The 26,374-nt window shown below is 73.2% G+C and carries 16 protein-coding genes; 12 read left to right on the top strand and 4 right to left on the bottom strand.

Translation table 11 applies throughout. The annotated features are described in order from the left end of the window. Positions 1–804 (top strand): tryptophan synthase subunit alpha, encoded by an 804-nt coding sequence (gene trpA / locus ACQPWW_RS24895; RefSeq protein ID WP_433125907.1) that lies wholly within the window; start codon positions 1–3, stop codon positions 802–804. Positions 805–854: 50 nt separating this feature from the next. On the opposite strand, the gene ACQPWW_RS24890 is transcribed toward trpA, so the two are convergent. After that, positions 855–1,433 carry an NUDIX hydrolase gene (locus tag ACQPWW_RS24890; protein WP_433125905.1) on the bottom strand — a complete coding sequence of 193 codons (579 nt, stop codon included), beginning with the start codon at positions 1,431–1,433 and terminating at the stop codon, positions 855–857. A gap of 101 nt (positions 1,434–1,534) precedes the next feature. Here ACQPWW_RS24890 and lgt point away from each other — a divergent pair, with 101 nt between their 5' ends. Beyond that, positions 1,535–2,749: a prolipoprotein diacylglyceryl transferase gene (gene lgt / locus ACQPWW_RS24885; RefSeq protein WP_433125904.1), complete on the top strand. Its 1,215-nt coding sequence runs from the start codon at positions 1,535–1,537 to the stop codon at positions 2,747–2,749. Between the two features lie 15 nt (positions 2,750–2,764). Beyond that, entirely contained in the window at positions 2,765–3,952 is a 1,188-nt protein-coding gene (locus tag ACQPWW_RS24880) for an FAD-dependent oxidoreductase (RefSeq protein ID WP_433125903.1), read from the top strand. Positions 3,953–3,972: 20 nt separating this feature from the next. Here ACQPWW_RS24880 and ACQPWW_RS24875 read toward each other — a convergent pair whose 3' ends face one another. Next, positions 3,973–4,818 carry a GNAT family N-acetyltransferase gene (locus ACQPWW_RS24875; RefSeq protein WP_433125902.1) on the bottom strand — a complete coding sequence of 282 codons (846 nt, stop codon included), beginning with the start codon at positions 4,816–4,818 and terminating at the stop codon, positions 3,973–3,975. A 165-nt stretch (positions 4,819–4,983) separates the two neighbouring features. Here ACQPWW_RS24875 and gltB point away from each other — a divergent pair, with 165 nt between their 5' ends. From gltB to ACQPWW_RS24850, 5 genes are all read left to right on the top strand, one after another. Next, a complete protein-coding gene (gltB, locus tag ACQPWW_RS24870; RefSeq protein WP_433134544.1) occupies positions 4,984–9,666 on the top strand; it encodes a glutamate synthase large subunit in 4,683 nt (1,560 codons plus the stop codon). After that, positions 9,659–11,194: a glutamate synthase subunit beta gene (locus ACQPWW_RS24865; protein ID WP_433125900.1), complete on the top strand. Its 1,536-nt coding sequence runs from the start codon at positions 9,659–9,661 to the stop codon at positions 11,192–11,194. The genes gltB and ACQPWW_RS24865 overlap by 8 nt, the downstream gene beginning before the upstream one ends. 138 nt (positions 11,195–11,332) lie before the next feature. Further along, positions 11,333–12,754 (top strand): MFS transporter, encoded by a 1,422-nt coding sequence (locus ACQPWW_RS24860; protein ID WP_433125898.1) that lies wholly within the window; start codon positions 11,333–11,335, stop codon positions 12,752–12,754. Positions 12,755–12,823: 69 nt separating this feature from the next. Beyond that, positions 12,824–13,339 carry a hypothetical protein gene (locus tag ACQPWW_RS24855; RefSeq protein WP_433125897.1) on the top strand — a complete coding sequence of 172 codons (516 nt, stop codon included), beginning with the start codon at positions 12,824–12,826 and terminating at the stop codon, positions 13,337–13,339. Positions 13,340–13,410: 71 nt separating this feature from the next. After that, on the top strand, positions 13,411–13,764 hold the full coding sequence (locus tag ACQPWW_RS24850) for a hypothetical protein (RefSeq protein ID WP_433125895.1): 354 nt from the start codon (positions 13,411–13,413) through the stop codon (positions 13,762–13,764). A 257-nt stretch (positions 13,765–14,021) separates the two neighbouring features. Here ACQPWW_RS24850 and ACQPWW_RS24845 read toward each other — a convergent pair whose 3' ends face one another. Then, positions 14,022–15,554, bottom strand: coding sequence for a M1 family metallopeptidase (locus ACQPWW_RS24845; RefSeq protein ID WP_433125894.1), 1,533 nt, complete (start codon positions 15,552–15,554; stop codon positions 14,022–14,024). A gap of 170 nt (positions 15,555–15,724) precedes the next feature. Between ACQPWW_RS24845 and ACQPWW_RS24840 the strand changes: the two genes are divergently transcribed. The 4 genes from ACQPWW_RS24840 (at position 15,725) to ACQPWW_RS24825 (ending at position 23,684) form a co-directional block, all read left to right on the top strand. Beyond that, positions 15,725–18,421: a hypothetical protein gene (locus ACQPWW_RS24840; RefSeq protein WP_433125893.1), complete on the top strand. Its 2,697-nt coding sequence runs from the start codon at positions 15,725–15,727 to the stop codon at positions 18,419–18,421. A gap of 84 nt (positions 18,422–18,505) precedes the next feature. Continuing rightward, positions 18,506–21,055, top strand: coding sequence for an FtsK/SpoIIIE domain-containing protein (locus ACQPWW_RS24835; RefSeq protein ID WP_433125891.1), 2,550 nt, complete (start codon positions 18,506–18,508; stop codon positions 21,053–21,055). Between the two features lie 2 nt (positions 21,056–21,057). After that, complete coding sequence (locus tag ACQPWW_RS24830; RefSeq protein ID WP_433125890.1) at positions 21,058–21,960, top strand: hypothetical protein; 903 nt, start codon at positions 21,058–21,060, stop codon at positions 21,958–21,960. A 218-nt stretch (positions 21,961–22,178) separates the two neighbouring features. Continuing rightward, positions 22,179–23,684 (top strand): hypothetical protein, encoded by a 1,506-nt coding sequence (locus ACQPWW_RS24825; RefSeq protein ID WP_433125889.1) that lies wholly within the window; start codon positions 22,179–22,181, stop codon positions 23,682–23,684. Here the strand turns inward: ACQPWW_RS24825 and ACQPWW_RS24820 are convergent. Continuing rightward, positions 23,674–26,211 (bottom strand): NACHT domain-containing protein, encoded by a 2,538-nt coding sequence (locus ACQPWW_RS24820; protein ID WP_433125888.1) that lies wholly within the window; start codon positions 26,209–26,211, stop codon positions 23,674–23,676. The two genes, ACQPWW_RS24825 and ACQPWW_RS24820, sit on opposite strands and share 11 nt — an antisense overlap. Positions 26,212–26,374 lie beyond the last annotated feature (163 nt).

The raw sequence follows: 26,374 nt of genomic DNA, 5'->3' as shown, positions 1-26,374 counted from the left end.
ATGAGCCGGATCGGGGTGGCCTTCGACAAGGCCCGCGCCGACGGCCGGGCCCTGCTGATCGGCTGCATGCCGGCTGGGTTCCCGACCGTCGACGGCAGCATCGCCGCGATGACCGCCATGGTCGAGGCCGGCGTCGACGTCATCGAGGTGGAGATTCCCTACTCCGACCCGGTGATGGACGGGCCGGTCATCCAGAAGGCCAGCGACATCGCGCTGGCCGGCGGCGTCCGCACCAGGGACACCCTGCGCATCATCGAGGCGGTGGCGGCCACCGGCGCTCCGGTGGTCACCATGACCTACTGGAACCCGGTCGAGCGGTACGGCGTTGACGTGTTCGCCCGTGACCTCGCCGCTGCCGGTGGCACCGGTCTGATCACCCCCGACCTCATTCCCGACGAGGCGGCGGAGTGGCTGGCCGCCTCGGACGCCCACGGACTGGACCGCACGTTCCTGGTCTCCCCGTCGTCCACCGACGCGCGGCTGGCGATGACGGCGCAGCACTGCCGCGGCTTCGTCTACGCGACAGCGGTCATGGGGGTGACCGGAGCCCGGACGCGTACCTCCGACGCCGCGCCGACCCTGGTCTCCCGGGTCCGGGACGTCACCGACCTCCCCGTGGGTGTCGGTCTCGGCGTGGGCACCGGCGCGCAGGCCGGCACCGTCGCCGGTTACGCCGACGGGGTGATCGTCGGCAGTGCGCTGATCCGGTGCCTCCTCGACGCGCCCACCGAGGCGGAGGGGTTGGTTGCCCTGCGGGCCCTCAGCGCCGAGCTCGCCGAGGGCGTCCGCAACCCCGCCCGCTGAGCTTCGGGCGGGTCCCCGCGCGGCGGACCCCGGGATGCTCGCGCGGGTTGTCAGGGGCGCAGGGACGGGTCCGCGGGTTCGCCTCGTTGTCCCGGTGGCTGCCCCGTGCCCGGCCGTGCGTCCTGGCTGGTTCCCAGCGGTCCGCTCGGGCCGGTCGTCGGCGGGGCGTCGACGGCGCCGGGCGTGCGGCGGACAGCGTGCAGTACGCCGGAGCGCCCGGCGCGAGCGTCGGTGACGGCGGCCCGGGTGAGCGGGGTGACAGCCTCCGGCAGCGCGTCGGGGGAGTGCCAGGACAACCGGCAGCCCGGCAGCGGGTCGGCCGTCGGTGGGCCGGTGGCGCGGGCCCGGAAGACGTGCACGAGGACGTCCGGCAGCGGCCCGGCGCGTCCGGGCGACGTCTGCCCGCCGGGGCCGGTCAGGTGGTAGACGCCGATCAGGTCGACAAGCTCGATCTCGCAGCCGGTCTCCGCGCGGATGTCCCGCAGGGCCGCCTGCACGGGGCTCTCGGTCGGGCGCAGCCGCCCGCCGGGCAGCGCGTGGCGGCGCTCGCCCCGGCCCTGCCGGCAGAGCAGCACCCGGCCGGCGTCGTCGTTGACGACCGCGGCGACCGCCCAGGTGAGCGCGCTCATGGACAAAGAGCGTACGGGGGCGCAAACCAGAAGTCACCGAGATGCGCGCTCCCGCGCCCGGGGTGCCGCTACGGGGGTGCGCAGCGGTAGCGTGTGCACCCGTGACCCTCGCCTCGCTGTCCCCCCAGGCGGCCCTGCCCAGTCCCAGCACCGCGGTCTGGCAACTCGGGCCGGTGCCGATCCGGGCGTACGCGCTCTGCATCATCGCCGGCATCGTGCTGGCCTGCTGGGTGACCGAGCGCCGGCTGCGGCAGCGCGGCGTCGCGCCCGGCGCGGTGCTCGACATCGCCGTCTGGGCGGTGCCGGCCGGCATCATCGGTGCCCGGATCTACCACGTCGTCACCTCGCCCGAGAAATATTTCGGCGCCGGCGGTGAGCCGATGAAGGCGTTCGCCATCTGGGAGGGCGGTCTCGGCATCTGGGGTGCCGTCGCCGGTGGCGCGGTCGGCGCGTGGATCGCCGCCCGGCAGCTCGGCATCCCGTTCGGCGTGGTGGCCGACGCGCTGGCCCCCGGGCTGCCGCTGGCCCAGGCGGTCGGCCGGCTCGGCAACTGGTTCAACAACGAGCTGTTCGGTGGCCGGACCGACCTGCCGTGGGGCCTGCAGATCCACCGGATGGACCCGGACAATCCGGGGCACGCGCTGCGTGACGACGCCGGGCAGCCGATCCTCGAACCGGGCCTTTACCAGCCGACGTTCCTCTACGAGGCGTTGTGGAACCTCGGCGTCGTCGCCCTGGTCCTCGTCCTGGACCGCCGACTGAAGCTGGGTCGCGGCCGGGCGTTCGCGCTCTACGTGATGGGCTACACCGTCGGGCGGTTCTGGATCGAGCTGATGCGCACCGACGAGGCCAACCAGATTCTGGGCGTTCGGCTCAACGTCTGGACCGCCGCCCTGGTCTTCCTCGGCGCGCTCATCTACTTCGTCCGGGTGCGCGGCCCGCGGGACTACCTGATCCCGCTCGGCGCGGCGGCGACGCCGACCCCGCCCCCCGCGTCCGACCTGTCCCAGGTCGACCTCTCGGAGCGGGAGACGCCCGCGCGGGCCGCCGCGCCGGAGGGGTACCGGGTGGTCCGCGAGGAGCAGTACGCCGCCTGGCAGGACACCGGCGTCATCCCGCCGGAGCCGGCCACCGACCAGGACTCCCGGCCGGGCGACGAGCCGCTCGGTGACGGGGTAACTGTCGACGGCCCGTCGAACGACGACGAGCCGGCGGACGGCCCGTCGGGCGACGACGAGTCGACGGACGACCCGTCGGCTCCCCGTGCCGAGCGGGCCGACGCCGCGGGCGTACGGCCCGCCGACCGGGACAGCTGAGCGGAGGCGGCACCGATGCGAAGCGCGGTGGTGGTCGGCGCAGGGGTCGGTGGCCTCGCGGTGGCCGGCGCGCTGGCCCGCTCCGGCTGGCGGGTCACCGTGTTGGAACGCGCCGAACGGATTCGCCCCGAGCCCACCGCAGTGGTGCTCTGGCCCAACGGCGTCCGCGCGTTGCAGGCCCTCGGCCTCGGCGCGGGCCTGGCCGCCATCGCCACCCCGCTGGCGGACGGTGGGGTCCGTCGCCCGGACGGGCACTGGCTCGTGCAGCCCCGGCCCATCCCGGCCGACCGGATGCCGGTGGTGGTGCACCGCGAGGACCTGCACGACGCGCTGATCGCGGGCCTCGGTGAGCGGGTCGAGCTGCGTACCGGCGTGACAGTGCGACACGTCCGGGTCGAGCCGGGGCAACGGCCGGCGGTCAGCGACGGACGGCACACCATCGAGGCCGACCTGGTGGTCGCCGCCGATGGCACGGACAGCGGCATCCGCCGTCAACTCGCCCCCGAGTCCCGGGTGGTCAGCTCCGGATGCGCTGCCTGGCGGGCCGTCATCCCCTGGTACCAGGCGCCTCGGCTGCCCGACGACCAACCGCTGGCCGGCGAGATCCTCGGTGCCGGCTACCGGTTCGTGGCCGCGTCGCTGGGTGATCGCGGTTCCTCGGGTGGGTCCACCCGGGGCGGGATCTACTGGGTGGCCACCGCCGCCGGCGCCCCTCGTCCCGAACCGCCGGAGACCCAACTCGCCCTGCTGCGCCGCTGGTACGCGGGCTGGCCCGCCCCGATCGGCGCGCTGCTCGACGCCACCGACCCGGCCGACCTGGTCCAGCAGGAGGTCCGCGAGCTGCGTCCGCTGCCCCGTGCCTACGGCTTCCCCGTCGGGCCGGGCGGGGTGGTGCTGCTCGGCGACGCGGCGCACGCCATGCCGCCGCACCTCGGGCAGGGCGCCTGCCTCGCGTTCGAGGACGCCGCCACGCTCGCCTCACTGCTGCGCGAGGCGCGACTGCCCGACGCCGTGCAGGCGTACGACCGGGTGCGTCGCCCCCGGGCCGCGACGGTGGTCCGGCAGACCCGGCGGATGTCGGCGGTGCTTCAGGCCCGGGGCCGGTTGGCGCTGCGCGCCCGGGACGCCGCACTCGGCACGATCAACACCCGGCTGCTCTCCAGCGCCGCCGCCTCCGCCGCCCAGTGGCGTCCCCCGGTCTGAGACCTGGGCGGCGGGAGCGCTCAGGCGATGAGCGCTGCGGGTTCGGCGATGCAGGCGGTGCCGATGCGGCGGAAGCCGACCCGCAGGTAGACCCGGGCGATGTCCTCGCTGCCCGCCGAGAGGAAGATCAGGTCGGTGCCGGCCGCGTGCAACTCCCGGGCGAGGGTGGCGGTGAGCGCGGCGCCCAGCCCGCGTCGCCGGGCGGCCGGCAGCGTGGCCACGCCGGCGATCTCCGCGACGTCGCCCACGCGCATGGCCATGCCGCTGGCCAGGGCGCCGTCGGTCGACGTCCCGGCGAGCGCGGAGATCCGTCGGCCGTCGGCGATCCGGGCCCGCTCCTCGTCGAGCGCTGCCAACTCGAGTTCGGTGACGGCGGCGTCCCGCTCGGCCGGGCCGGCGTCACCGGGCGCGGTGCCGGCGGCGGCGAACGACACCGCTGCCACCGCGCGCCGGGCCGCGACGTCGGCGGCGAAGCCGGGGGAGTCCGCCGCCAGCACCCGCACCGCCACGTCGGACAGCGTCGCCGGGTCGGGCAGCGCGGCCGGGTCGAGCACCATCAGCGGTGCCTCCAGCACGTGCAGCCCCGCCGAGCGGGCCACCGCCAGCAGTTCGGGGGTGGTCTCGTGGACCCACTCGAAGGCTTCCGGCAGGCCCAGCTTGCGCTGCCGCTCGCGTACCGAGGTCACGTCGGCCAGGGACGGGGGCTCGGTGGCGCCAATCCGGGGACGGGCGTAAAACGGCCAGCCGGCACCCTCGCGCACGAACAACACCAGCCCGCCATGCTCCTCCGCAACGGCGACGTCGCGGGGCACCGCGTCGTAGAAGTGTTCCAAGCGGTCGAAGATGTCCTTGTGTAGCGGATCCACCGCGCGAGACTACACGTCCCAGACTATGGACGGTGTGATCAATCTCAGGTGGCAGTGCGAGCCTGGCCCTAACGTAGACTCAATAGACCCACGGGCCGACGTCGTCCCCAATCATGATCAACCTGAGTGACGACAGGAGGCCCGGTGGCTCAGCCGTACGCGGAAATGACACAGCCGCATCCGCACAGCCCGCAGGCGTCCCCGATGCCCGGCGGCCGCCCGTCCGCCCAGGGCCTCTACGACCCCGTGCAGGAGCACGACGCCTGCGGGGTGGCCTTCGTGGCGGACCTGCACGGTCGCCGTTCACACGCGGTCGTCGCCAACGGGCTCGGCGCGCTCTGCCGCCTGGATCACCGAGGCGCCCGGGGCGCGGAGCCCAACACCGGCGACGGCGCGGGCATCATGATCCAGGTTCCGGACGTGTTCCTGCGCGCGGCGGCCGGCGTCGCGCTACCCCCGGCCGGTGAGTACGCCACCGGGCTGGTCTTCCTCCCCGACGACGACGCTGGCGAGGCGCGTGCCCGGCAGGTGGTCGAGAAGTACGCGCTGGTCGAGGGTGCCGAGGTGCTCGGCTGGCGGGAGGTGCCGATCGACCCGGAAGGGCTCGGCGAGACCGCCCTGGCGGCGATGCCCCGGGTCCGGCAGGTCTTCGTGGCCGCGCGCCGGCTCACCGACTCGCCCGCCGGCCCGGCCGGCTCCGCGCTGAACGGCATCGAGCTGGACCGGGTGGCGTTCTGCCTGCGCAAGCAGGCCGAGCGGGAGACCGCCGAGCGGGGCGTGCCGGCGTACTTCCCGTCGCTGTCCAGCCGGACGATGGTCTACAAGGGCATGCTCACCCCCGACCAGTTGCCGGCGTTCTACCCGGACCTGCGTGACGAGCGGGTGGACAGCGCGATCGCGCTTGTGCACTCCCGCTTCTCCACGAACACCTTCCCGTCCTGGCCGCTGGCGCACCCGTACCGGTTCATCGCCCACAACGGCGAGATCAACACGATCCGGGGCAACCGCAACTGGATGCAGGCCCGCGAGGCGCTCCTGCGCTCGCCGAACGTGCCGGGCAACATCCGGCGGGTCTTCCCGGTCTGCACCCCCGCCGCCTCCGACTCGGCGAACTTCGACGAGGTCCTGGAGCTGCTGCACCTGGCCGGGCGGAGCCTGCCGCACGCGGTGCTCATGATGATCCCCGAGGCCTGGGAGAACGACCCCGGGATGGACCCGGCCAAGCGCGCGTTCTACCGCTTCCACGCCAGCCTGATGGAGCCGTGGGACGGGCCGGCGTCGGTGGCCTTCACCGACGGCGAGATCGTCGGCGCGGTGCTGGACCGCAACGGGTTGCGCCCGGGTCGCTGGTGGCAGACCGACGACGGGCTCGTGGTGCTCGGCTCCGAGGCGGGCGTGCTCGACCTCGACCCGGCCCACGTGGTCGCCAAGGGGCGGCTCCAGCCGGGCAAGATGTTCCTTGTCGACACCGTGGCCGGCCGGATCGTGCACGACGAGGAGATCAAGTCCGAGTTGGCCGCCGCCCAGCCGTACGCGGAGTGGCTGCACGCCGGGCTGATCGAGCTGGGTGACCTGCCGGCCCGCGAGCACACCGTCTACACGCACGACTCGGTGCGCCGCCGGCAGCAGACCTTCGGTTACACCGAGGAGGAGCTGAAGATCCTGCTCGCGCCGATGGCCCGCACCGGCGCCGAGCCGCTGGGCTCGATGGGCACGGACACCCCGATCTCGCCGTTGTCGACCCGGCCGCGACTGCTCTACGACTACTTCCACCAGCTCTTCGCCCAGGTCACCAACCCGCCACTGGACGCCATCCGCGAGGAGTTGGTGACCAGCCTGGCGTCGACGATCGGGCCGGAGGGCAACCTGCTCGACCCGGGCGCGGCCAGCTGTCGGCAGATCGTGCTGCCGCATCCGGTGATCGACAACGACGAGCTGGCCAAGATCCTCTCCATCGACGAGGACGGCGACCTGCCCGGCTTCAAGGCGGTCCGGGTCTCCGGGCTGTACCGGATCCGCGAGGGCGCCGCCGGGATCAAGGCGCGGCTGACCGAGATCTGTCGGCACGTCTCCGAGGCCATCGAGGACGGCGTCCGCATCCTGGTGCTCTCCGACCGGGACTCCAACGCCGACCTGGCGCCGATCCCGTCGCTGCTGCTCACCGCCGCCGTGCACCAGCACCTGGTGCGGGAGCAGACCCGCACCCAGGCGGCGCTGATCGTGGAGTCCGGCGACTGCCGGGAGGTGCACCACGCGGCCGTCCTGATCGGCTACGGCGCCGCGGCGGTCAACCCGTACCTGGCGTTCGAGTCGGTGGAGGACATGATCGCCACCGGTGCGCTGGCCGGCGTGGCACCGGCCGCCGCGGTGCGCAACTACGCCAAGGCGCTCGGCAAGGGCGTTTTGAAGATCATGTCGAAGATGGGCATCTCGACTGTCTCGTCGTACTGCGGCGCGCAGGTCTTCGAGGCGGTCGGGTTGGACAACCGGCTTGTCGACCGCTACTTCCGGGGCACCCCCAGCCGGATCGGCGGGGTCGGCCTGGCGGGCGTGCACGCCGAGGTGGCCGCCCGGCACGCGCTGGCCTGGCCCCCGGCCGGCACCGCGACCTCGGCCCGACTGGAGGTCGGTGGCGAGTACCAGTGGCGCCGCGAGGGTGAGCTGCACCTGTTCAACCCGGAGACGGTCTTCCTGTTGCAGCACGCCACCCGCAGCCGGCAGTACGACGTCTTCCGGCAGTACACCGCGAAGGTCGACGCGCTCGCCGCGCAGGCCGGCTCGCTGCGCGGGCTGTTCACCCTGCGTACCGGGGTCCGCCCGGCGGTGCCGATCGACGAGGTCGAGCCGGCCACCGAGATCGTCAAGCGCTTCGCCACCGGCGCCATGTCGTACGGGTCGATCTCGGCGGAGGCGCACGAGACGCTCGCCATCGCGATGAACCGCCTCGGCGGCAAGTCCAACACCGGTGAGGGCGGCGAGGACGTCGACCGGCTGCACGACCCGAAGCGCCGCTCGGCGGTCAAGCAGATCGCCAGCGGTCGGTTCGGCGTGACAAGCGAATACCTGGTCAACGCGGACGACCTCCAGATCAAGATGGCCCAGGGCGCCAAGCCCGGCGAGGGCGGTCAGCTGCCCGGCAACAAGGTCTGGCCGTGGATCGCCCGGACCCGGCACGCCACGCCGGGCGTCGGCCTGATCTCCCCACCGCCACACCACGACATCTACTCCATCGAGGACCTCGCCCAACTCGTGCACGACCTGAAGTGCGTCAACCCGGCCGCCCGGGTGCACGTCAAGCTGGTCAGCGAGGTCGGCGTCGGCACCGTCGCCGCCGGGGTGGCGAAGCTCAAGGCGGACGTCATCCTGATCTCCGGCCACGACGGCGGCACGGGCGCGTCTCCGATGAACTCGCTCAAGCACGCCGGTACGCCGTGGGAGCTGGGCCTGGCCGAGGCGCAGCAGACACTGCTGCTCAACAAGCTCCGCGACCGGGTGACAGTGCAGGTCGACGGCCAGCTCAAGACCGGCCGGGACGTGCTGATCGCGGCGCTGCTCGGCGCGGAGGAGTTCGGCTTCGCGACCGCGCCGCTGATCGTCGCCGGCTGCGTGATGATGCGGGTCTGCCACCTGGACACCTGCCCGGTCGGCATCGCCACCCAGAATCCGGTGCTGCGCGAGCGTTTCACCGGCACGCCGGAGTTCGTGGAGAACTTCTTCCTGTTCCTCGCCGAGGAGGTCCGGGGCTACCTGGCCGAGCTGGGTTTCCGGTCGATAGAGGAGGCGATCGGGCAGTCCGAACTGCTCGACGTGGCCCCGGCGGTGACGCACTGGAAGGCGCACGGGTTGGACCTGGCGCCGGTCCTGCACCTGCCGGAGCTGCCCGCCGGCGCGGCCCGACGAGGGGTCCGCGCGCAGGACCACGGCCTGGAGCAGGCCCTGGACAACGAGCTGATCGCGTTGGCCGCTCCGGCGCTGTCCGACGGCGCGCCGGTGCGCGTCGAGGTGGCGGTGCGCAACGAGCACCGCAGCGTCGGCGCGATGCTCGGCGGCGAGGTGACCCGTCGTTTCGGCGGTGCCGGCCTCCCCGAGGACACCATCGAGTTCGTGTTGCACGGCACGGCCGGGCAGTCGTTCGGCGCGTTCCTGCCGCGCGGGGTGACCCTGCGGCTGCACGGCGACGCCAACGACTACGTGGGCAAGGGCCTCTCCGGTGGGCGGCTCATCGTCCGTCCGGACGCCGCCGCGCCGTTCCTCGACCCGGACGCCGAGCCGGGGCAGCGGGCCGAGGACCAGATCATCGCCGGCAACACCATCCTGTACGGGGCCACGGCGGGTGAGATCTTCCTGCGCGGTCGGGTAGGGGAGCGGTTCGCGGTCCGCAACTCCGGCGCGATCGCCGTGGTCGAGGGCGTCGGTGACCACGGCTGCGAGTACATGACCGGCGGCACTGTGGTGGTGCTCGGCGCGACCGGCCGTAACTTCGCGGCCGGCATGTCCGGCGGCACCGCGTTCGTGCACCACCTGGACCGGGCCCGGGTCAACGCGGAGCTGGTCGACCTGATGCCGCTGGGCGAGCAGGAACAGGCGCTGTTGCACGAGCTGGTCCAACGGCACGTGGCCGAGACCGGGTCGGCGGTCGCCGAGGAGCTGCTCAAGCGTTGGCCGGAGGCGGTCGCCGAGTTCACCGCCGTGGTGCCCCGCGACTACCGCCGGGTGCTGGAGATCATGAAGGCCGCCGAAGCCGCCGGCCGCAACGTCGACGACGCGGTGATGGGCGCGCTCAGCGCGCCCGCCGCGCCGGTGCCGCCCGCACCGCGGGTGGCGGCCCAGGAGGTGGCACGTGCCTGACCCGAACGGTTTCCTGCGCTACGACCGGCGACTGCCGGCCCGCCGCCCGGTGCCGGTGCGGATCAGCGACTGGCGCGAGGTGTACCCGCCGGCCGGCGAGGAGCTGGTCCGTGAGCAGGCCACCCGCTGCATGGACTGCGGTATCCCGTTCTGCCACGACGGCTGTCCGCTGGGCAACCGCATCCCGGACTGGAACGACCTGGTCCGCACCGGCAACTGGGATGCCGCCGTGGAGTCGCTGCACGCCACGAACAACTTCCCGGAGTTCACCGGCCGGCTCTGCCCGGCGCCGTGCGAGGCGGCCTGCGTCCTCGGCATTGCCGGCGGCCAGCCGGTGACCATCAAGCAGGTCGAGGTGGAGATCGCCGACGCCGCCGCGGCGCGCGGGTTCGCGCCTCGGCCGGTGCCGGCGGCGTCGGGTCGGTCCGTCGCCGTGGTCGGCTCCGGGCCCGCCGGCCTGGCCGCCGCGCAGCAGCTGGCCCGCGCGGGTCACGCGGTGACGGTGTACGAGCGGGACGACGCGATCGGTGGCCTGCTCCGGTACGGCATCCCCGACTTCAAGTTGGAGAAGCGGCACATCGACGCCCGGCTGGCCCAGCTCAGCGCCGAGGGGGTGCGCTTCCGCACCGGGGTCAACGTCGGGGTGGACGTCACCGCCGAGCAGCTGCGCACCGAGCACGACGCGGTGCTGTTGGCCTGCGGCGCGTTGCAGGGCCGCGACACCCCGGAGACTCCCGGGCGGGCGCTGCGGGGCGTACACCAGGCGATGGCGCATCTCGTCGCGGCGAATCGCGCGGTCGCCACCGCGGCCAGCGGCGAGCCGGGCGTTCCGGCCACCGGCGAGGGCCGGCCGGCGCGTGCGCTGCTGCCCGACGGCACCCCGATCGACGCGGCCGGCAAGCACGTGGTGATCATCGGTGGCGGTGACACCGCGGCCGACTGTCTCGGCGTGGCGCACCGGCAGGGCGCCGCCGGCGTGCACCAGCTCGACCTGTACCCGCAGCCGCCGCAGGAGCGCGACGAGGCACGGGACCCGTGGCCGACCTGGCCGTGGATCCTGCGCAGCTACCCGGCGCACGAGGAGGGCGGCGAGCGGGTCTTCGCCGTGGCGGTGCAGGAGTTCGTGGACGACGGCACCGGCCAGGTGCGGGCGGTGCGGATCGCCGAGGTGACTGTGGAGAAGCACGACGGCCGGCGGGTCGTCACGGTGGTGCCGGGCTCCGAGCGGGAGCTACCGGCGGATCTGGTGCTGCTGGCGATCGGCTTCGAGGGCACCGAGCAGCAGCCGTTGCTGGCCCAGTTCGGTGTGACCCGCAATCCGCGGGGGGCGGTCGACGCCCGCGACGACTGGCAGACCGACGCCGACGGGGTGTTCGTGGCCGGTGACATGCACCGGGGCGCCTCGCTGATCGTCTGGGCCATCGCCGAGGGGCGGGCCGCTGCCGCCGCCATCCACGGCTATCTGGGCGGTGTCGGCGCATTGCCGGCCCCGGTGGGCCCGGCCGCGCAGGCTCTCGCCGCTCGCTGAGGCGCGGGCGTCCGGTCGGTGCGGCAGGTCTGCTGCCGCACCGACCGGGCATTCCCGCTGGTGAAGCCGCTCACAGAGGTGGGCAAATGGGTTTGGGCCGGCAAGACTTGTCGGCTGCCGAACCGCGCCGCGATCGGCATGAATGATCATGCTGCCGATCGCTGGGGGTTCGTCGTGGCCAAGGGCGCCACCTTCGCCGCACTGCGCCACCGCAACTACCGGATCTGGGCGCTCGCTGGCTTCGTCTCGGTCATCGGCACCTGGATGCAGGTCCTCGGGGTCAACTGGTACGTCCTCAAGGAAACCGGCTCCGCGACGTCCATGGGCTTCGCCGTGCTGCTCCAGGCGGCGCCCACGCTGCTGCTCAGCGTGTGGGGCGGTGTGCTGGCCGACCGGCTGCCCGCCCGTCCGCTGCTGATCGCCGCCCAGGTGGCCCACGCGGCGCTCGCCGCCGGGTTGGCGGCGGTCGCCCTGACCGGGGTGGGCGGCCTGCCGCTGATCTTCGCGATCTCCCTGGGCACCGGTGCCGTCTCGGCGATCGAGGGCCCGGTGATGGGTCGTTGGGCCGCCACCCTCGTCGACCGGGAGACGCTGGGCAACGCCCTGGCGCTCGGGTCGCTCACCAACTCCGCCGGGCGCATCCTCGGCATGAGCCTCGGTGCCGTCGTGGTGGCCGCCGTCGGGCCCGCCCTGCTGTTCGGCATCAACGCGGCGAGCTTCGCCGCCGTGGTGGTGGCGCTGTTCGCCGTACGTCCGGGAACCCCGCCGGTGGCGTCGGCACCGCACGACGCACGGTCCCACGACGGCGTCCGCGCCGGCTTCGCCTACCTGCGCGGGCAGCCGGTGCTGCTCCTCGCGCTCGCCCTGTCGTTCGTGCTCGGCAGCCTGGGCCGCAACTACCAGGTGACGATGGCCGCGATGAGCGACGGACCGCTGCACGGCGGCGCGTCCGGCTACGGCGTCCTGTCGACAGTGTTCGCTGTCGGTACCGTGCTGGGCGCGCTCGTCGCCGCCCGCCGGCGTTCCCTGGACTACCGGACCCTGGTCGCGGCGGGTCTGCTCGCCAGCGGGCTGCAGATCGTCGCCGGCCTGGCACCGGGAACCTGGAGCTTCGCCGCGATGATCCTGCCGATCGCCGCCGCCGCGGTGGTCATCGACACCACCGTCGGCACCCGCGCCCAACTCGACACCGACGGCGCGATGCGGGGCCGGGTGCTCGCCGCGCTGGCGGTCACCGGCTCGGTCTCGGCCGCGGTCGGCGCTCCACTGCTCGGCTGGCTCGCCGAACACGCCGGGCCGCGCCAGACGCTCGTGCTCGCCGGATCCACCGCCGCGATCGCCACGGTGGCGGCGGCCGTAGCCCTGGACCGCCAGCGCGCCCGCGCGGGCCTCGCGCTGGTCGCGCCCCGGCCCCGTCATCCGGTACGGCGAGCGGCGTTCCGGGCTGCCCGCATCGTCCGGCCCACCGGCGCGGTCTGTGTCATCGCGCCCGCCGGGGTGGGGTTGGGCGCGTCCCGGCTCGGGGAGTTGGCCACTGCCGGGCCGGCGGCGCGTCGCTGAGACAGCGGTCACCCCCGGCGGCCGGCGCACGGGGCAGGACGACACGAAGATCATCGTTACGCTGCGATCATGGACGTCGAGGAGCGCCTACGGCGGACCCGCCGATGGCTGTGGATCGTGCTGATCGGGCTTTTCCTGAGCGGTGCCACCGCTTTTCCGCTGGAGATCGAGGTGCGCTGGCTGCTGCGCGCACTGGACCCGCTTGCTGGCCAACTGCCCGCCCTTGTCGAGTGGATCGAGCGGGTGCACACCGGCCTGGTGACGGCCGGCGAGGACTACCCGTTCCTGCTCTACGGCACCGACTGGCTGGCCTTCGCCCACCTGGTGCTGGCGGTGGCGTTCTGGGGGCCGCTGCGCGACCCGGTGCGCAACGTCTGGGTCGTGCAGGTCGGCATGATCGCCTGCGCGGGCATCGTCCCACTGGCGTTGATCTGCGGCCCGATCCGGGACATCCCCTGGTTCTGGACGCTCATCGACCTGTCCTTCGCGGTCGGAGCGTTCCCGCCGCTCTGGTTCGCCTACCGGCACATCCGCGCCATCGAGGCGAGCACGGCCGATGCGACAGTTGCCCCCGCCATTCCGTGATCGGGAGTCGCCGGTAGCCGGCCGGGCGGGTGAGTAACACCTCATCGGTCCCCTGTAGAGCTGCCCCAGTTATGGGGCAGCGGGCCTCGAGCGTTGTCCGGCTGCCGGCTTGCCCGATGGCGGCTTGCCCGATGGCGGCTTGCCCGATGGCGGCTTGCCCGATGGCGGCTTGCCCGATGGCGGCTTGCCCGATGGCGGCTTGCCCGATGGCGGCTTGCCCGATGGCGGCTTGCCCGATGGCGGCTCGCCCGATGCCGGCTCGCCCCACGGGTCTGCGTGCCCCGTGGTCTGCGTGCCCGGCTGTTCGCGTGCCCGGCTGTCTTCGTGCCCCACCGTCTGCGTGCTCCACCGTCTGCTTGCCCCATTGCTGGGGCAGCTCTACAGGCAAGCACCGGAGTGGTCGGGCCGGCATGGCTTCGGGGTAGCGGGCTCCCGGGGACAGTGGGGGCGTTGCCACGGTCGGGTGCCGGGGAGTGGGGCGTTGGCGCGGTCGGGCATCGGGAGAGTGGGGCGGCGGCACGGTCGGGCGGCGGGGGAGCGGGGCGGCGGTGGTGGGGGTGCCGGGGGAGTGGGGCGCTGGCACGGGTCGGGCGTCGGGGGAGTGGGGCGGCGGTGGTGGGGCGCCGGGCGGCCGGAAGCGCCCACCGCGCGGGCGGCGGGCGCTTCCGGTCGACACCAACTCCTAGTGCGACAGCAGGTGGTGCGACTCGCGGATCTTGGCCCAGGACTTCGGTTCGGCCGGCGGGGCGGCCTTGCGTGCGGCGCTGGCCACGTCGGGTCGGCCGGCGGTGAACAGCCAGGTCGTGAACAGGTCGTCCAGGTCCAGCCCGGAGATCTTCTCGGCGAGTGCCTGGAACTGCTCGATGGTGCCGTTGCCGTAGCGGTGCTCGGCGGTCCACGCCGGCAGGATCTCGAAGAACGCGTCGTCGCCGACGGCCAGCCGCAGCTGGTGCAGGGTCATCGCGCCCCGGTCGTAGACGGCGTCGTCGAAGACCCGGTCCGCGCCCGGGTCACCGGGCAACACCTGCCAGAACTCGCTGTCGGCCGCGTAGCTGGCGTAGGTGAAATCGAACACCTCCTGCGCGGTGCCCTCGCCCTGTTCCTCGGACCAGAGCCACTCGGCGTACGACGCGAAACCCTCGTTGAGCCAGATGTTGCGCCACTCGGCCACCGAGACCGAGTCGCCGAACCACTGGTGGGCGTTCTCGTGCGCCACCACGTAGGTGTTGGCGCCGCGCCGCCAGAAGCCCGGCCCGTACACCGGTCGGGTCTGCGTCTCCAGCGCGAAGCCGATGCCGTCGACCGGGCCGGCCACGCCACCCTGCGCCTCGAACGGGTACGGGCCGAAGATCCCGCTCTCCCAGTCGACGATCTCGGCGGTCCGCTCGATGCTGGCCCGCGCGGCCGGCCCGAGCGAACCCAGCGAGGTGCTGTACGCGTTGACCACCGGCTGGCCGCCGGGGGTCGTGTCGGTGACGATGTCGTACTGCCCGATGGCCATGAAGGCCAGATAGGGGGCGGTGGGCGAGGTGGTCCGCCAGATCCACCGGGTGCGGTTGCCGGCCTCGGCCGCCGGCGGCCTCGGCTGCACGCCGTTGCTGATGACCTCGACGCCGGTGGGCACCGACACGGAGATGTCGAAGGTGGCCTTGTCCAGTGGGTGGTCGTTGCTCGGGAACCACCACCACGCCGACTCGGGCTCGTTGACCGCCATCGCCCCGTCGTCGGTCCGGGTCCAGCCGGTGTAGCCGCCGACCAGGGTCTCCGACGGGATGCCGGCGTAGCGCACCACGATGGTGAGCTGCTGGCCCCGGGTCACCGTGCGGGCCGGGGTGACCACCAGCTCGTGCGCACCCGCTGTGCTGGTGCTCGCCGCCCACCCGTTGACCCGTACCGACTCGACGTCGAGCAGGAAGTCCAGGTTGAACGCCGAGAGGTCCTGCGTCGCGGTGGCGAGGATCGTGGTGGTGCCGCTGAGCCGGTCGGACGCCGGGTCGTAGCGCAGCCGGACGTCGTAGTGCTCGACGTCGTAGCCACCGTTGCCGTAGTCGGGGAAGTAGGTGTCGCCCAGGCCGGGCGCGCCGGGTTGCGGCGCGGCGGTGACGACGGGTCGGCCCCAGCCTGTCGGGGCGGCCTGGCCGGGCGTGCCGGCGAGCATGGTGCCGGCGGTGGTGAGGGTCAGGGCGGCGGTGGCCGCCGTGAACATTCGTCGCACGGGGTGGACTCCCTCCATCGGGTGTTCGCCACGCAAACCTAATCGACAACGGTGAGCGTCGCCGGCCTGCCGCGCCCGGCCGGTCGTCAGCGTCCCCGATGGACGGCCGGTCGCCGGTCCCTGGCGTGCCTTGCGCCGCAAGGTCACACTGTGTGGATCGGAGGTGACGCGTGCCGCGATCCGAGGTGCCCAAGCGGGAGTTGATCGGCCAGCGACAGTCGGCCGCAGGCCGGGACCGGCTGCCGGCCGGCGGGCTGGAGTTCTTCGCGCTGCTCGCCCGGCTGCTGCGGCGACCCCGCCGCGGTGACCGGAGACTGCCGCTGCTCTGGCTGGTCCGCTCCGACACCTCGGATCTGATGGTGCCGCTGCGCCGATTCCTCGGCCAGGGGCCCCGGCGGCGAGTGCCGCACGCCGTGTTGGACGCCGACGCGCCACCGGGCGCCGGGGACGTGCCGGCGCTGCTGCGCGAGCTGCACCGGCAGCTCTCCCTGGAGGCGTTCGGCGCCGCGCGGCTGCGCTTCCGGCACTACCCGCTCGCCGACTGGCTGATGCACCAGAGCCTCAGCTTCGGCACCGACGCCGACGACAGCCGGGCGGCCCTGGTACGCCGGCTGCGGGATCGCCGGGGGACACGTACCCCGGAGGCGCTGCCCTCCGGTGGTGACGCGGTCAGCATCGTCTCGCAGGTGTTGCTCTGGTTGGTCCGCCGTGCCGTGCCGAGCGTGGTCTTCCGGGCCGCCGTCTCGGGCCGGGTGCCGGTGCTCGGGCGGCACTACAACTGGTTCATGCGCCAGCAGTACCTCGCCCCCCGGCAGTCGGTCACGTTCCTCGGTTTCGCCGAGCGCCTCACCGCCGGATGGCGCGACGGCGAGCAGCCCGACCAGGTCAACAAACTGCTGCTGCACGCGTTCCTGGAGGACCTGCGGCAGGCGTACCGGCGTCGGCCGTGGCGTCCGTCGGACTGGCGGCGCACCGCGTATCCGGCGCTGCTGCTCGACCACGTCGCGCCCGGCAACGTCGGCGGCGAACTGGTCCGCCTGATCGGCGACGTCCGCACCGAGACGGGCCGCAACGACCCGCTGCTCATCGTCGTCTCCGGCGGGCAACCCCCACCGGAACTGCCCGAACCGCACCCGCTGACCGAGGCCGACGAGGCGTACGACGAGTGGGCCGAGGCGCTGCCGGAGATGCGGCGGCTGCGCCGCCCGGCCGCCTGGCTGGTGGCGCTGCGGCCCGACGACACCGATGCCGGCCCACCGTCGCGGGGCGGAATGCGACCGTTCTCCGCGCCCGACCCGCCCTGGTGGTCGCGCCGCTTCCTGCCGGCGGCGCTCTGCCTGGTGCTGCTGGCAACCGGCGGCGTGTGGGTGGGCAGCCGGTGGGGGCCGGGCTGTCACCCCTCGCTGACCGGTGGCCGGGTCTCGGTCGAGGTGGTCGGCAGCGGGGAGTGTGTCGGCTACAGCGACAGCGCGGCGCAGGTGTTCAACAACGACCCCGGCCAGGATGGGCTGCGGACCATCCAGCGGCGCATCTTCGCGCAGAACCGGGCCGCCGAGGAGGTCTGGCAGCGCAGCGACCGACGCCGACCGTTCCTCACCCTGGTCTACCTGGGCACGCTGACCGGCAACCGGACCCGCGCCGACGAGGAGTCGTACGTCTCCGAGCGGGAGGAGCTGGAGGGGATGGCGACCGCCCAGTACGCGCTGCTGAAGGAGTCGGCCGGCGCCGACGGCGCCGCGCTGCTGCGGATCGTGGTGGCCAACGGTGGCCGGCAGATGAGCTACGCCGACCGGGCGGTGGCGATGCTGGCCGAGCTGGCCCGGGACGACCCAACGGTGCTCGGCGTGGTCGGGCTTGTGGGGAGTCGGACCAGCACGGCCCGAGCGTTGCGCGAGCTGAACCGGGTCGGGCTGCCGGTGCTGGCGCCCACCCTGTCGGCGGACAAGATGGACGCCAACTCCCGCCTCTACCTGCAGATCTCCGCGCCCAACGTCGACCAGGTGAAGATGGTCGACGCGTACGCCCAACAGGTGCTGAGGGTCGACGAGGCGCACGTCTACTACACGACTCTGGAGGGCAGCTCGCTCACCGAGGACCTGTACGTGAACACGCTCGTCGACGGGCTTCGGCAACGGTTCGGTGCCCGGATCACGCGCCTGGAAGAGTGGCGTACCGGTCAGCGGCTGACCGGCGAGTGCGGCTACCCGGGTCTGCTGTTCTACGCGGGTCGGTGGACGGAGTTCGACGGTTTCCTGCGGGCGCTGCGCGAGTGTGGCGCCAACCCGCCCCAACACCTGGTCGCCGACGACTCGGCGAACCGTTACATGGCGAACCCGGGGCTGCGCGCCGCCGCGCCCGGCAACCTGCCGGTCACGTACGTCTCGAAGGCCGCGCTGGCCACCTGCGCCGCGCTGCGGGCGGCGCAGGACCGGCGCGACGACGCCCGAGCCAGCTTCCTGTCCTGGATCCAGGCCGACGACCTGCTCGACCCGCCGCGCTGCCGACCGGGCTCCGAGCGGCAGGTCGGCGAGCGGGTCAGCCTCGCCTACGACGCGGCGATGATGATGGTCCGGGCGGTGGAGAGCCTCGCCGCCCGGCTGCACCACGCCGACCCGCGGCAACGCTGGGAGCCGACCTCGGTCAACCCGGTCGGGGTGCACGCCGAGGTGCTCCGGCAGAACGCCGGCCAGGGCTACCCGGGGGTCGCCGGGCTGATCCGGTTCACCCCCGACTCGGGTGAGCCGGTGGACAAGCGGCTGGCGCTGATGCGGGTGGAGCAGGTGCCCGACGTGGCGACCGCGCCGGTGGAGGTGTTCCGCTGTGGAGCGGCCGACGCGTCCACCCCGGCGGCGTGTGGTCCGGCGTGACACGTCCGCGTAGGACTGTCCGGTTGTCGCCGGTGTCCGTTAGGGTTCCTGAGACCAGACGGCCGTTGGCGTTGGGGGCAGAGGTTGGGCAGGCTCGCGTCGGCGTACGGGCAGGCGGTCAACGCCCACCGGGCGGCTCGGGTTCACCTGGACGCCGCCCGCGGGGCCCTCGGCACGGCCCCGGCGCCCGTCGCGCCGACCGGTGCCGCCGAGCTGGTGGCCCGCCTCGCCCACCTCGGCGGGGCCCTTGCCACTCCCGCGCCGGGCGTCACGCCGCTGACCAACGAGCCGACAGCGGTACGGATCGGTGCGGCGTCCACCCCGGACGGCGGTTTCCCGGTGCTGGTCCCGCTCGGCGGCGGCCACCACCTGGCGCTGGACGCCGATGTCCGGGACCCGCAGGTCGCCGGGTTGTTGCGGGCGCTGGTGCTGCGGCTGGTCGCCACCGCGCCGCCCGGTCAGGTCCGGGTCGCCGGCATCGACACCGCCGCGGTGGGCGCCACCTTCGGTCCGCTGCGCCCGTTGCTCGACGCCGGTGTGCTGAACCCGCCGGCGACCGGCGAGGCCGAGGTGGCCGCGCTGCTTGACGACGCCGAGCGGCACGCCCGCGCGGCGCAGCACGCCCCGTCCGCCGCCCGGCACCTGCTGGTGGTGGTCGCCACCGCCGCGCCACCGCCGCGTGAGCTGGCCCGGCTCGCCGCGCTCACCCATGCCGGCCCGGCCGCCGCCGTCTGCGTGCTGCTCGCCGGCCACCCGTCCCGGCTGCCGGGCGAGACCCCGACGCCGCTGGGCGGCACCACCGCGGTCCGGCTCGACCAGGGGTACGCCCACGTCAGCGACCCGCCCGGCAGCCCGTTCAGCGCCGACGGCAGCGGTCTCGCCGCTCCCGTGCTGCTCGACGGCGATCCGCCGTCCGCGTCGGTACGCGCGCTCGCCGACCACCTGGCCGCCGCCGCCCGCCGCTCCGACGCGCTGCCCTTCACCGACCTGCTGCCCGAGCGGCGCTGGGCCGAGTCCGCCGGAAACGGCCTGCGTACGGTGATCGGTCGGGCCGGCGGCACCGCGTCGACAGTCGACACCCCGCTGACGCTCGCGTTCGACGACGCCACCCCGCACTGGCTGGTCGGCGGGCGCACCGGCGCCGGCAAGACGGTCTTCCTGCTCGACGTCCTCTACGGGTTGGCCGCCCGGTACTCGCCTGCCGAGTTGCAGCTCTACCTGCTCGACTTCAAGGAGGGCGTGAGCTTCACCGAGTTCGTGCCCACGAGTCGGGACCCGTCCTGGCTGCCCCACGCCCGTGCCGTCGGCATCGAGTCCGACCGCGAGTACGGTCTCGCCGTCCTCCGCGAGCTGCGCCGGGAGGCGCAACGCCGGGCCACCGCGCTGAAGCGGCACGGCGTCACCAAACTCGCCGACCTGCCCCGGGACAATCCGCTGCCGCGCATCGTGGCGGTGATCGACGAGTTCCAGGTGCTGCTCGCCGGCAACGACGCGCTGGCCCGGGACTCCGTGGACCTGCTGGAGGAGTTGGCCCGCAAGGGCCGCTCGTACGGCATCCACCTGGTGCTGGCCAGCCAGAGCATGACCGGCATCGAGGCCCTCTACGGACGGGCCGAGGCGATCTTCGGGCAGTTCGCGTTGCGGGTGGCACTGCCCGGCGGCGGCGGGGTGCTCGACCAGCTCAACACCGCCGCCGCGGCCCTGCCGATCGGCTCCGCCGTGGTCAACACCGCCGCCGGGGCGGTCGGCGCCGACACGGTGCTGCGCTTCCCCGACGCGCACGCCGCGGCGGCGGATCTGGCCGCGTTGCGCCACGAACTGTGGCAGGCCCGGCCGGCGGGCGCGCGGGCACCGGCGGTCTTCAAGGGGTACGAAGCCGCGCGGGTCGAGGACGACCCCACCTTCGCCGGGCTGCGCCCCGGTGGCCGGCGTCCGATGGCCCTGGTCGGCCGGACGGTCGACGTGCACGGCACCACCGCGCTGTTCCTGATGGACGCCACCCCCGGCCGGCACCTCGCCGTGGTGGGCACCGCACCGGCCGGCGCGGACGTGCTGCGCGCCGCGACGCTGAGCCTGGCCCGCCAGCACCACCCCGGCGACGTCCGGTTCCAGGTGGCGTCCCTGGTCAGCGCCGCCGCCGATGTCGCCGACGACACCGAGACGGCCCTGCGGGCCGCCGGCCACGCGGTGCGACGCCTCGACGCCGACGGGTTGCGCGAGCGCATCGCCGCGCTGGCCGCCGAGCCGACCGGCCGGGAGTACCTGGTGGTGTTCGGGATGGACGCCGCCGCGCCGGTCCTCGGGGCCACCGACCCGGGCACGTTCCGCTCCGGCCTGGACGACCTGCGCACCCTCCTGCGTCAGGGTCCCGGGCAGGGGGTGCACCTGCTCGGTTGGTGGCGTGGGCTGCGCCGGCTCGCCGACGACCTCGGCGGCACCCAGAACCGCGACGACGTCGCCTGCCTGGTGGCGCTCAACGTGCCGGGGAGCGAGCTGGCCCTGCACCTCGGGACGCACGACCTGGCCTACACACCCCGCGCCGACCGGGCGCTGCTTGTCGACCGGCACGACCAGCGCACCCGGCTGATCGTCCCGTTCGCCGGCGAGGGGCACGAGCCGGACGGGGAGCGGTGACGGTGTCCTTCGAGGAGTACGCGGCGCTGGCCCGACAGCTCTCCGAGCGGCACCGGGCCGGGGAGCAGCACGCCGCCGCCGAGTCCGAGCGCCGTCGTGACCTGCACGCCGCCGCCGACTACCTGCACCAGCGGCTGACCGCCCAGGGGCAGCGCCTCGACCAGCTCGGCCGCGCGATCGGCGTCGCCCCGCCGCCCGCCGGCCCCGCTTCGGCTCCGGGGCATCCGGGCGAGACCGCCGCCTGGCCCGGACCACCGTCCGGCTCCGGCTCGGCCTCCGCTGCCGGGTCCGGCCAATCCGGTGCTGCCGGCTCCGGCCCGTCCACCGCGCCCGGAACCGGGGACGGGGCATCCGACGGCGCAGCCGGCGTGCCGGGGCGGGCGGGGGTCGGGGCGTACTCCCAGGTGCCGGCGGGGGAGGCGCGGCTGGCGCTGCCGACGGCGGCGAGTCCGGCGGGCGCCGGGGTGCCGGCGCAGCGGGCGGCGGCGGTCGACCCGGTGGTGGAGCTGGAGTTGGCCCGGCGGATGGCCGACGAGGCCGACCGGCACGGGCAGCAGGCGGAGGTGCTGGCCCAGCGGCCGGCGCTCCTGCCGACGTGGTCACCGCTGGCGCGGGCGGTCGCCGTCTACGCCGGCTGCGGGGCTGCTGCCGGGGTGGTCATGCTGGTCCTGGTGCTCGCCTCGGGCGTGGGCCTGGTGGACGGGTTCACCCTCGGCGCGTGGATCTGCGCGGGGCTGCCGGCGGTGGCGTTCTTCGGCGGGTACCTGGTGCTGGGCCGGTGGGGGCGGCCGGCCATGGTCGCGGGCACCCCGCCGCGATATCTGCCGTTGGGATTCCTGATCTGTTTTCTGCTGGTGCCGATGGCCTACTGCGCCTATCTGTTACTGGTACGCGGCCTGCGCTGATGACCGCCTCGCGTCGAGTCAGCTAAACGACTCAACCGCAACAGTTCCTCGGGTGTGGTCGATGGTGGGATAGTGTCCCGTCTGCTGGCAGATCGCCACGCCGATGAATGAACGTGTGAATGATTCGCGTCGGGTGACAGTAATTGCGTCCCGGGCAGCTTGTATTTCACGGAGGTGGTTCGGTGCGCCGTCCGACTGGAATGAATACGCTACGGCTCGTGCTCGCCGGGGTGATCGCCCTCGCGCTGCTCGTTCCGGTCGGCTACCTCGTCTACAAAATCGTCGATCCGCCGGAGCCGCAGCCGACTCCCTCGCGTTCGGCCGCGCCCGCCGCGGACGGTTGCGAGGGAGTCGTCGACACCGACACGAGAGAGTGCCTCGGCCCGGTCACCGACATCTCCAGGCTCGATGGCACCATCCGGGAGGTCACCGGGAAGATCCTCGCCATGAATCGGGAGGTCGAGGGCCAACCCCGGTACGTCCGGGTGGTGCTGCTGACGCCGATGAGCGTCGCCCCGGCGCCCGCCGCGTCGGCGATGTCCCTCGACCAGGTCAGGTTCAGCCTCCAGGGCGCGTACGTGGCCCTGCGTCGGGCCAACACCTCGGCGGCCTTCGGCGACAAGAACGCCCCTGCCGTGCAACTGCTCCCTGTCAATCAGGGCAGCGGTCAGCCGTTCGACGAATCGCTTGTGGAGCGGATCGTGGCGCTGGGCGACGCCGAGCATCCGGTGGTGGCCGTCGCGGGTCTGGGCTCCAGCTTCACGGGCACCGAGAAGATGGCCGCGGCGTTGTCGAAGCGGGGCATCCCCATGGTCGGCGCCGTCACCTCCGCGACCAGCCTCACCGCTGCCGATTTCCCGACGTTTCACAGCGTGTCCCCGAGCAACATCGACTACGCGATGGCGGTGAAGGATCTGCTGGACAAGAATCCCGAGACGCTTCCCCGCAACGGAATCGTCGTGCACGACCGGAACGACGACCCCTATCCGCGGACGCTGACGGCGGCCTTCACCAGTGTGCTGAAGGATTACGTCAAATACCCCGCGCAGTCGTTTACCGGTGGCACGGTCGGCAACCCGGCCATGCCGCGGGTCTTTGACCCCATCGTGCGGAACCTGTGCAGCGCGGTGAACAACGGGAACAAGGCCAAGAAACTCCAGATGGTGTTCTTCGCCGGCCGGGTCGCCGACTTCCCGAGTTTCGCCGAGGCGTTGAAGGAACGGATCTGCCGCAGTGATCCGCTGACCATCATGGTCGGTGCCACCGGCTTTCAGCTCTCCCTGCAACAGGTGACCCTGCTCGACGCCGCCAACGTGTCGGTCATCTGGGCCTCCTCGGCGGACGCGCCGGCCTGGACCAGGAACCGGCCCGGCACGCCGGCTGGTTTCGCGGACTTCCTCAAGGTCTACCGCGACGAGGAGAAATATCCGGCCGACACGCTGGACGACGGGTACGCGGTGATGTACCACGACGCCGTCGCGAGTGCCGTGCGAGCGATCCGGATGGCCGTCGGGCGCGACAACATACCCACAGCCGACGGCGTGCAGACCCAGTTCAGCAACCTCGCACTGGCGCACGAGATCGTCGGCGCGACCGGCACCCTGACGTTCGGCGAACGGGCCGACATCGACGGTCGGGCCACCGGCAAGGCCGTGATGTACCGGCAGATGGGCGAGACGCCGCCTCGACTGCCGGCCGACGCGGCGCCCTATCTCACCCGGTGAGGCCGGGCCCCTCGCCGGTGTCGGGCACCAGCCAGTGTCGGCTGCGGGGGTCGTCGTAGGCGTCGATCCACTCGTTGGATTGCCACACCCGTACGCCCCGAACCGCGATCCGCGGCTGTAGCCCGAGCATGGTCAGCGCCAACGCCAACTCCGCCGCCGCGAGCAGGACCGTGGTGATGCCGCCGGCCAGGCCGAGCACTTCGTCCGGTCGCGTGAGATCCCAGCCGACCGCGCCGAGCGCCGCCACCGAGAGCACTGTCAGCAACGCGCCCGTCGCCCGCTCGGTGGGGTGGCGGTCGACCCGGTGCGCCCCGAACACCGGCACGACGACCGAGGCGCCGCGGCGACGCCAGTCCGCTTCGAGGCTGGCCCAGCGGACCGGGTCGGTGGCCTTTGCCGTCAGGAAGCGGTTGACGTCCGGCGCGTCCAGGTCGACCTCCTGTGCCCAGCACAGCAGCGTCACCAGGTTCGACTGTCGGTCCAGTCCCCGCCGGAACGGATACACCTGCTGGCGGAGGAGCGCGGTGGCGAAGCGTGGGTGCGCGGCCGGTTGACGTTGCAACGCCGCGAAACAGGCCGGATCGGTGGCGAGTCGCACCAGGCGGTCGATGAGCGGCACCAGCGAGTGGTCGTCGGGGGTCGTTCCCTCCGCGGTGCGCAGGCATCGCCACAACGGTTCGACGAACCGTGGATCGTCGGGTACGACGCCCACCAGCCGGACCACCATGGACCGGCTCACGGAACTCTCGCCCAGCCGTTCCACGAGCATCGTCATCACGTCGAGCAGCGTTTCGTGGGTGCCGCCGAGGGCGTCCGCGGCGTCGGCCTCGCCGGCGACCTTCGTCAGCCAGGTGAAGGCCTGGTCGCGGGCGGCGTCGCGGATCGCCGCCCGGGGTGACGCCGTGGCGCTCAGCACGGCTGCCAGTGCGGAGAGCATCACCGGCGGCCTCGGGTCGCGCAGGGGCGCGGCCATCCGCTCCAGGACGGCGAACCCGACCGGGTTGAGGCAGTCCGCCCCCGCCACGCAGGCGCAGGCGAGGATCGGGTCGATCTCGGCCAGCTCCCCGATGAAGCCGGTGACGACGGACTGGTCCGCGGTGGCCGTGTAGAAGAGCACCACCCGACGCCACTCGCGCTCCATGGCCCGCTCCCGCAGCAGCCGCAGCCCCTCGTCGCTCTGCCGCAGCAACTCGGAGGCGACCAGATGTTCCTGCAACGAGCGGTGCACGAACTCGTACTGCCCGTCGCTGACCGGGCTGAGCAGACCGGACCGGTCGATGATCTCGTCGACGAAGTCGTCGGCACGGCCGTTCAGGTTCTGCCGAAGGCGGTCGCCCGTGGCCGACACGAAGTCGGCGAGCGCCGCCCGGTCGAATGGTCCGAACCCCTGCGGACCGAGCGCCGCGCGCAGCGCGAACTCCCGCAGCACGCGCAGCTTGTCGGCCTGGTCGAACTCGTTCACGCCGGTGGCGAGCCCGTCGGCCCGGAAGCTGTGTCGGCCGAGCATCTCGTCGATCATCTCGTCGTACAGCCGCGCCGTCGAGTGGGCGATGGCGGGGAACTTCCGGCCCGCGTACAGGCCGATCGACATCGAGAGGACCAGCGGATTGCGGTGCAGGCCCAGCGTGCCCGACACCCGTAGCTGCGCCATGAACCGCTGCGGCCCGTCGACGTCCGGGAACCGATCCGGAAAGGCCCGCAGGTAGGCGAGTATCTCGGTGTCCCGCAGTGGCGCCAGCGCGTAGCTGCGGTGCGCCCCGAACCGCTCCGGCTGCCAGTCGTCGGCGATCCGCAGGAAGGTGAGCCGCCGACAGGTGATCACGATCCGGGCATTGGCGGTCGGCAGCTCCGGCGTGTGGTCGCTGAGAAACCGGTACACCTCGTCGCGGACGGCCGAGTACGCGGTCGGCGTCACCTCGTCCAGCCCGTCGAGCAGCACGACGCACCGCTCCTGCTGCAACGTCTGCGCGAGGAACTGCTGGGCTTCCTCCTTGGTCAGTGCCAGTCCCTTCCGCGACCGCAGCACCCCGAGGATGTGCTCGGTCAGCGCGCCGGCCTGTCCGATGCCGCGAAGCAGCCGCACCGGCACGAGGAACGGCACCTCCCGGCCCCGCCCGGTGCCACCTCGACCGTCGACGCCGCCCAGTGCCGCGATCCCGAACGCCTTGAGCATCGTGGTCTTGCCGGACCCCGCGTCGCCGAGCAGCACGACGTGGTTGTTCCGGTCGGCGATCCGTCGCCCGGCGTCGGCGATCCGGTCCGACCGTCCCTCCTCGGTGACGAACAGCGGCACCAGGGTCCGCTCCAGTCGTAGGGTCTCCGGCGCCGCCAGGTACGGGTTGTACACCCGGTACTCCTCGACGAACCAGCGGCGGTAGCGCTCCTCCGGCGCCCCGCGCCGCAGTTGGCGCATCAGTCGGGTCGCCGCCGCCGAGACGGCCACTGTCGCCAACAGGAAGCTCGTCAGCGTCTCGGCGGGGTTGAGCCAGCCCCACACCACCCGCAGCCAGTCCGACACCGTGTCCACGTCATTGATGGTGCGCCACCGGTGTTACCACACGTCGCGGTCGGGACCCGACGCGCCGAACGACAAGGCAGGACGCGCCGGGCCGCCGTCACGTCCGGATCTTTCCGGGTACGCCGACCGTCCGCGTGAGACTGTAGATCTTGGACAGTTTTCGTCAGCGCGG

Origin of the sequence: Micromonospora sp. CA-240977, assembly GCF_050942285.1 — a bacterium.
Taxonomy (GTDB): Bacteria; Actinomycetota; Actinomycetes; order Mycobacteriales; family Micromonosporaceae; genus Micromonospora.
The sequence above is the reverse complement of the archived record's forward strand: the minus strand, read 5'-3'. Positions and strand labels throughout refer to the sequence as shown.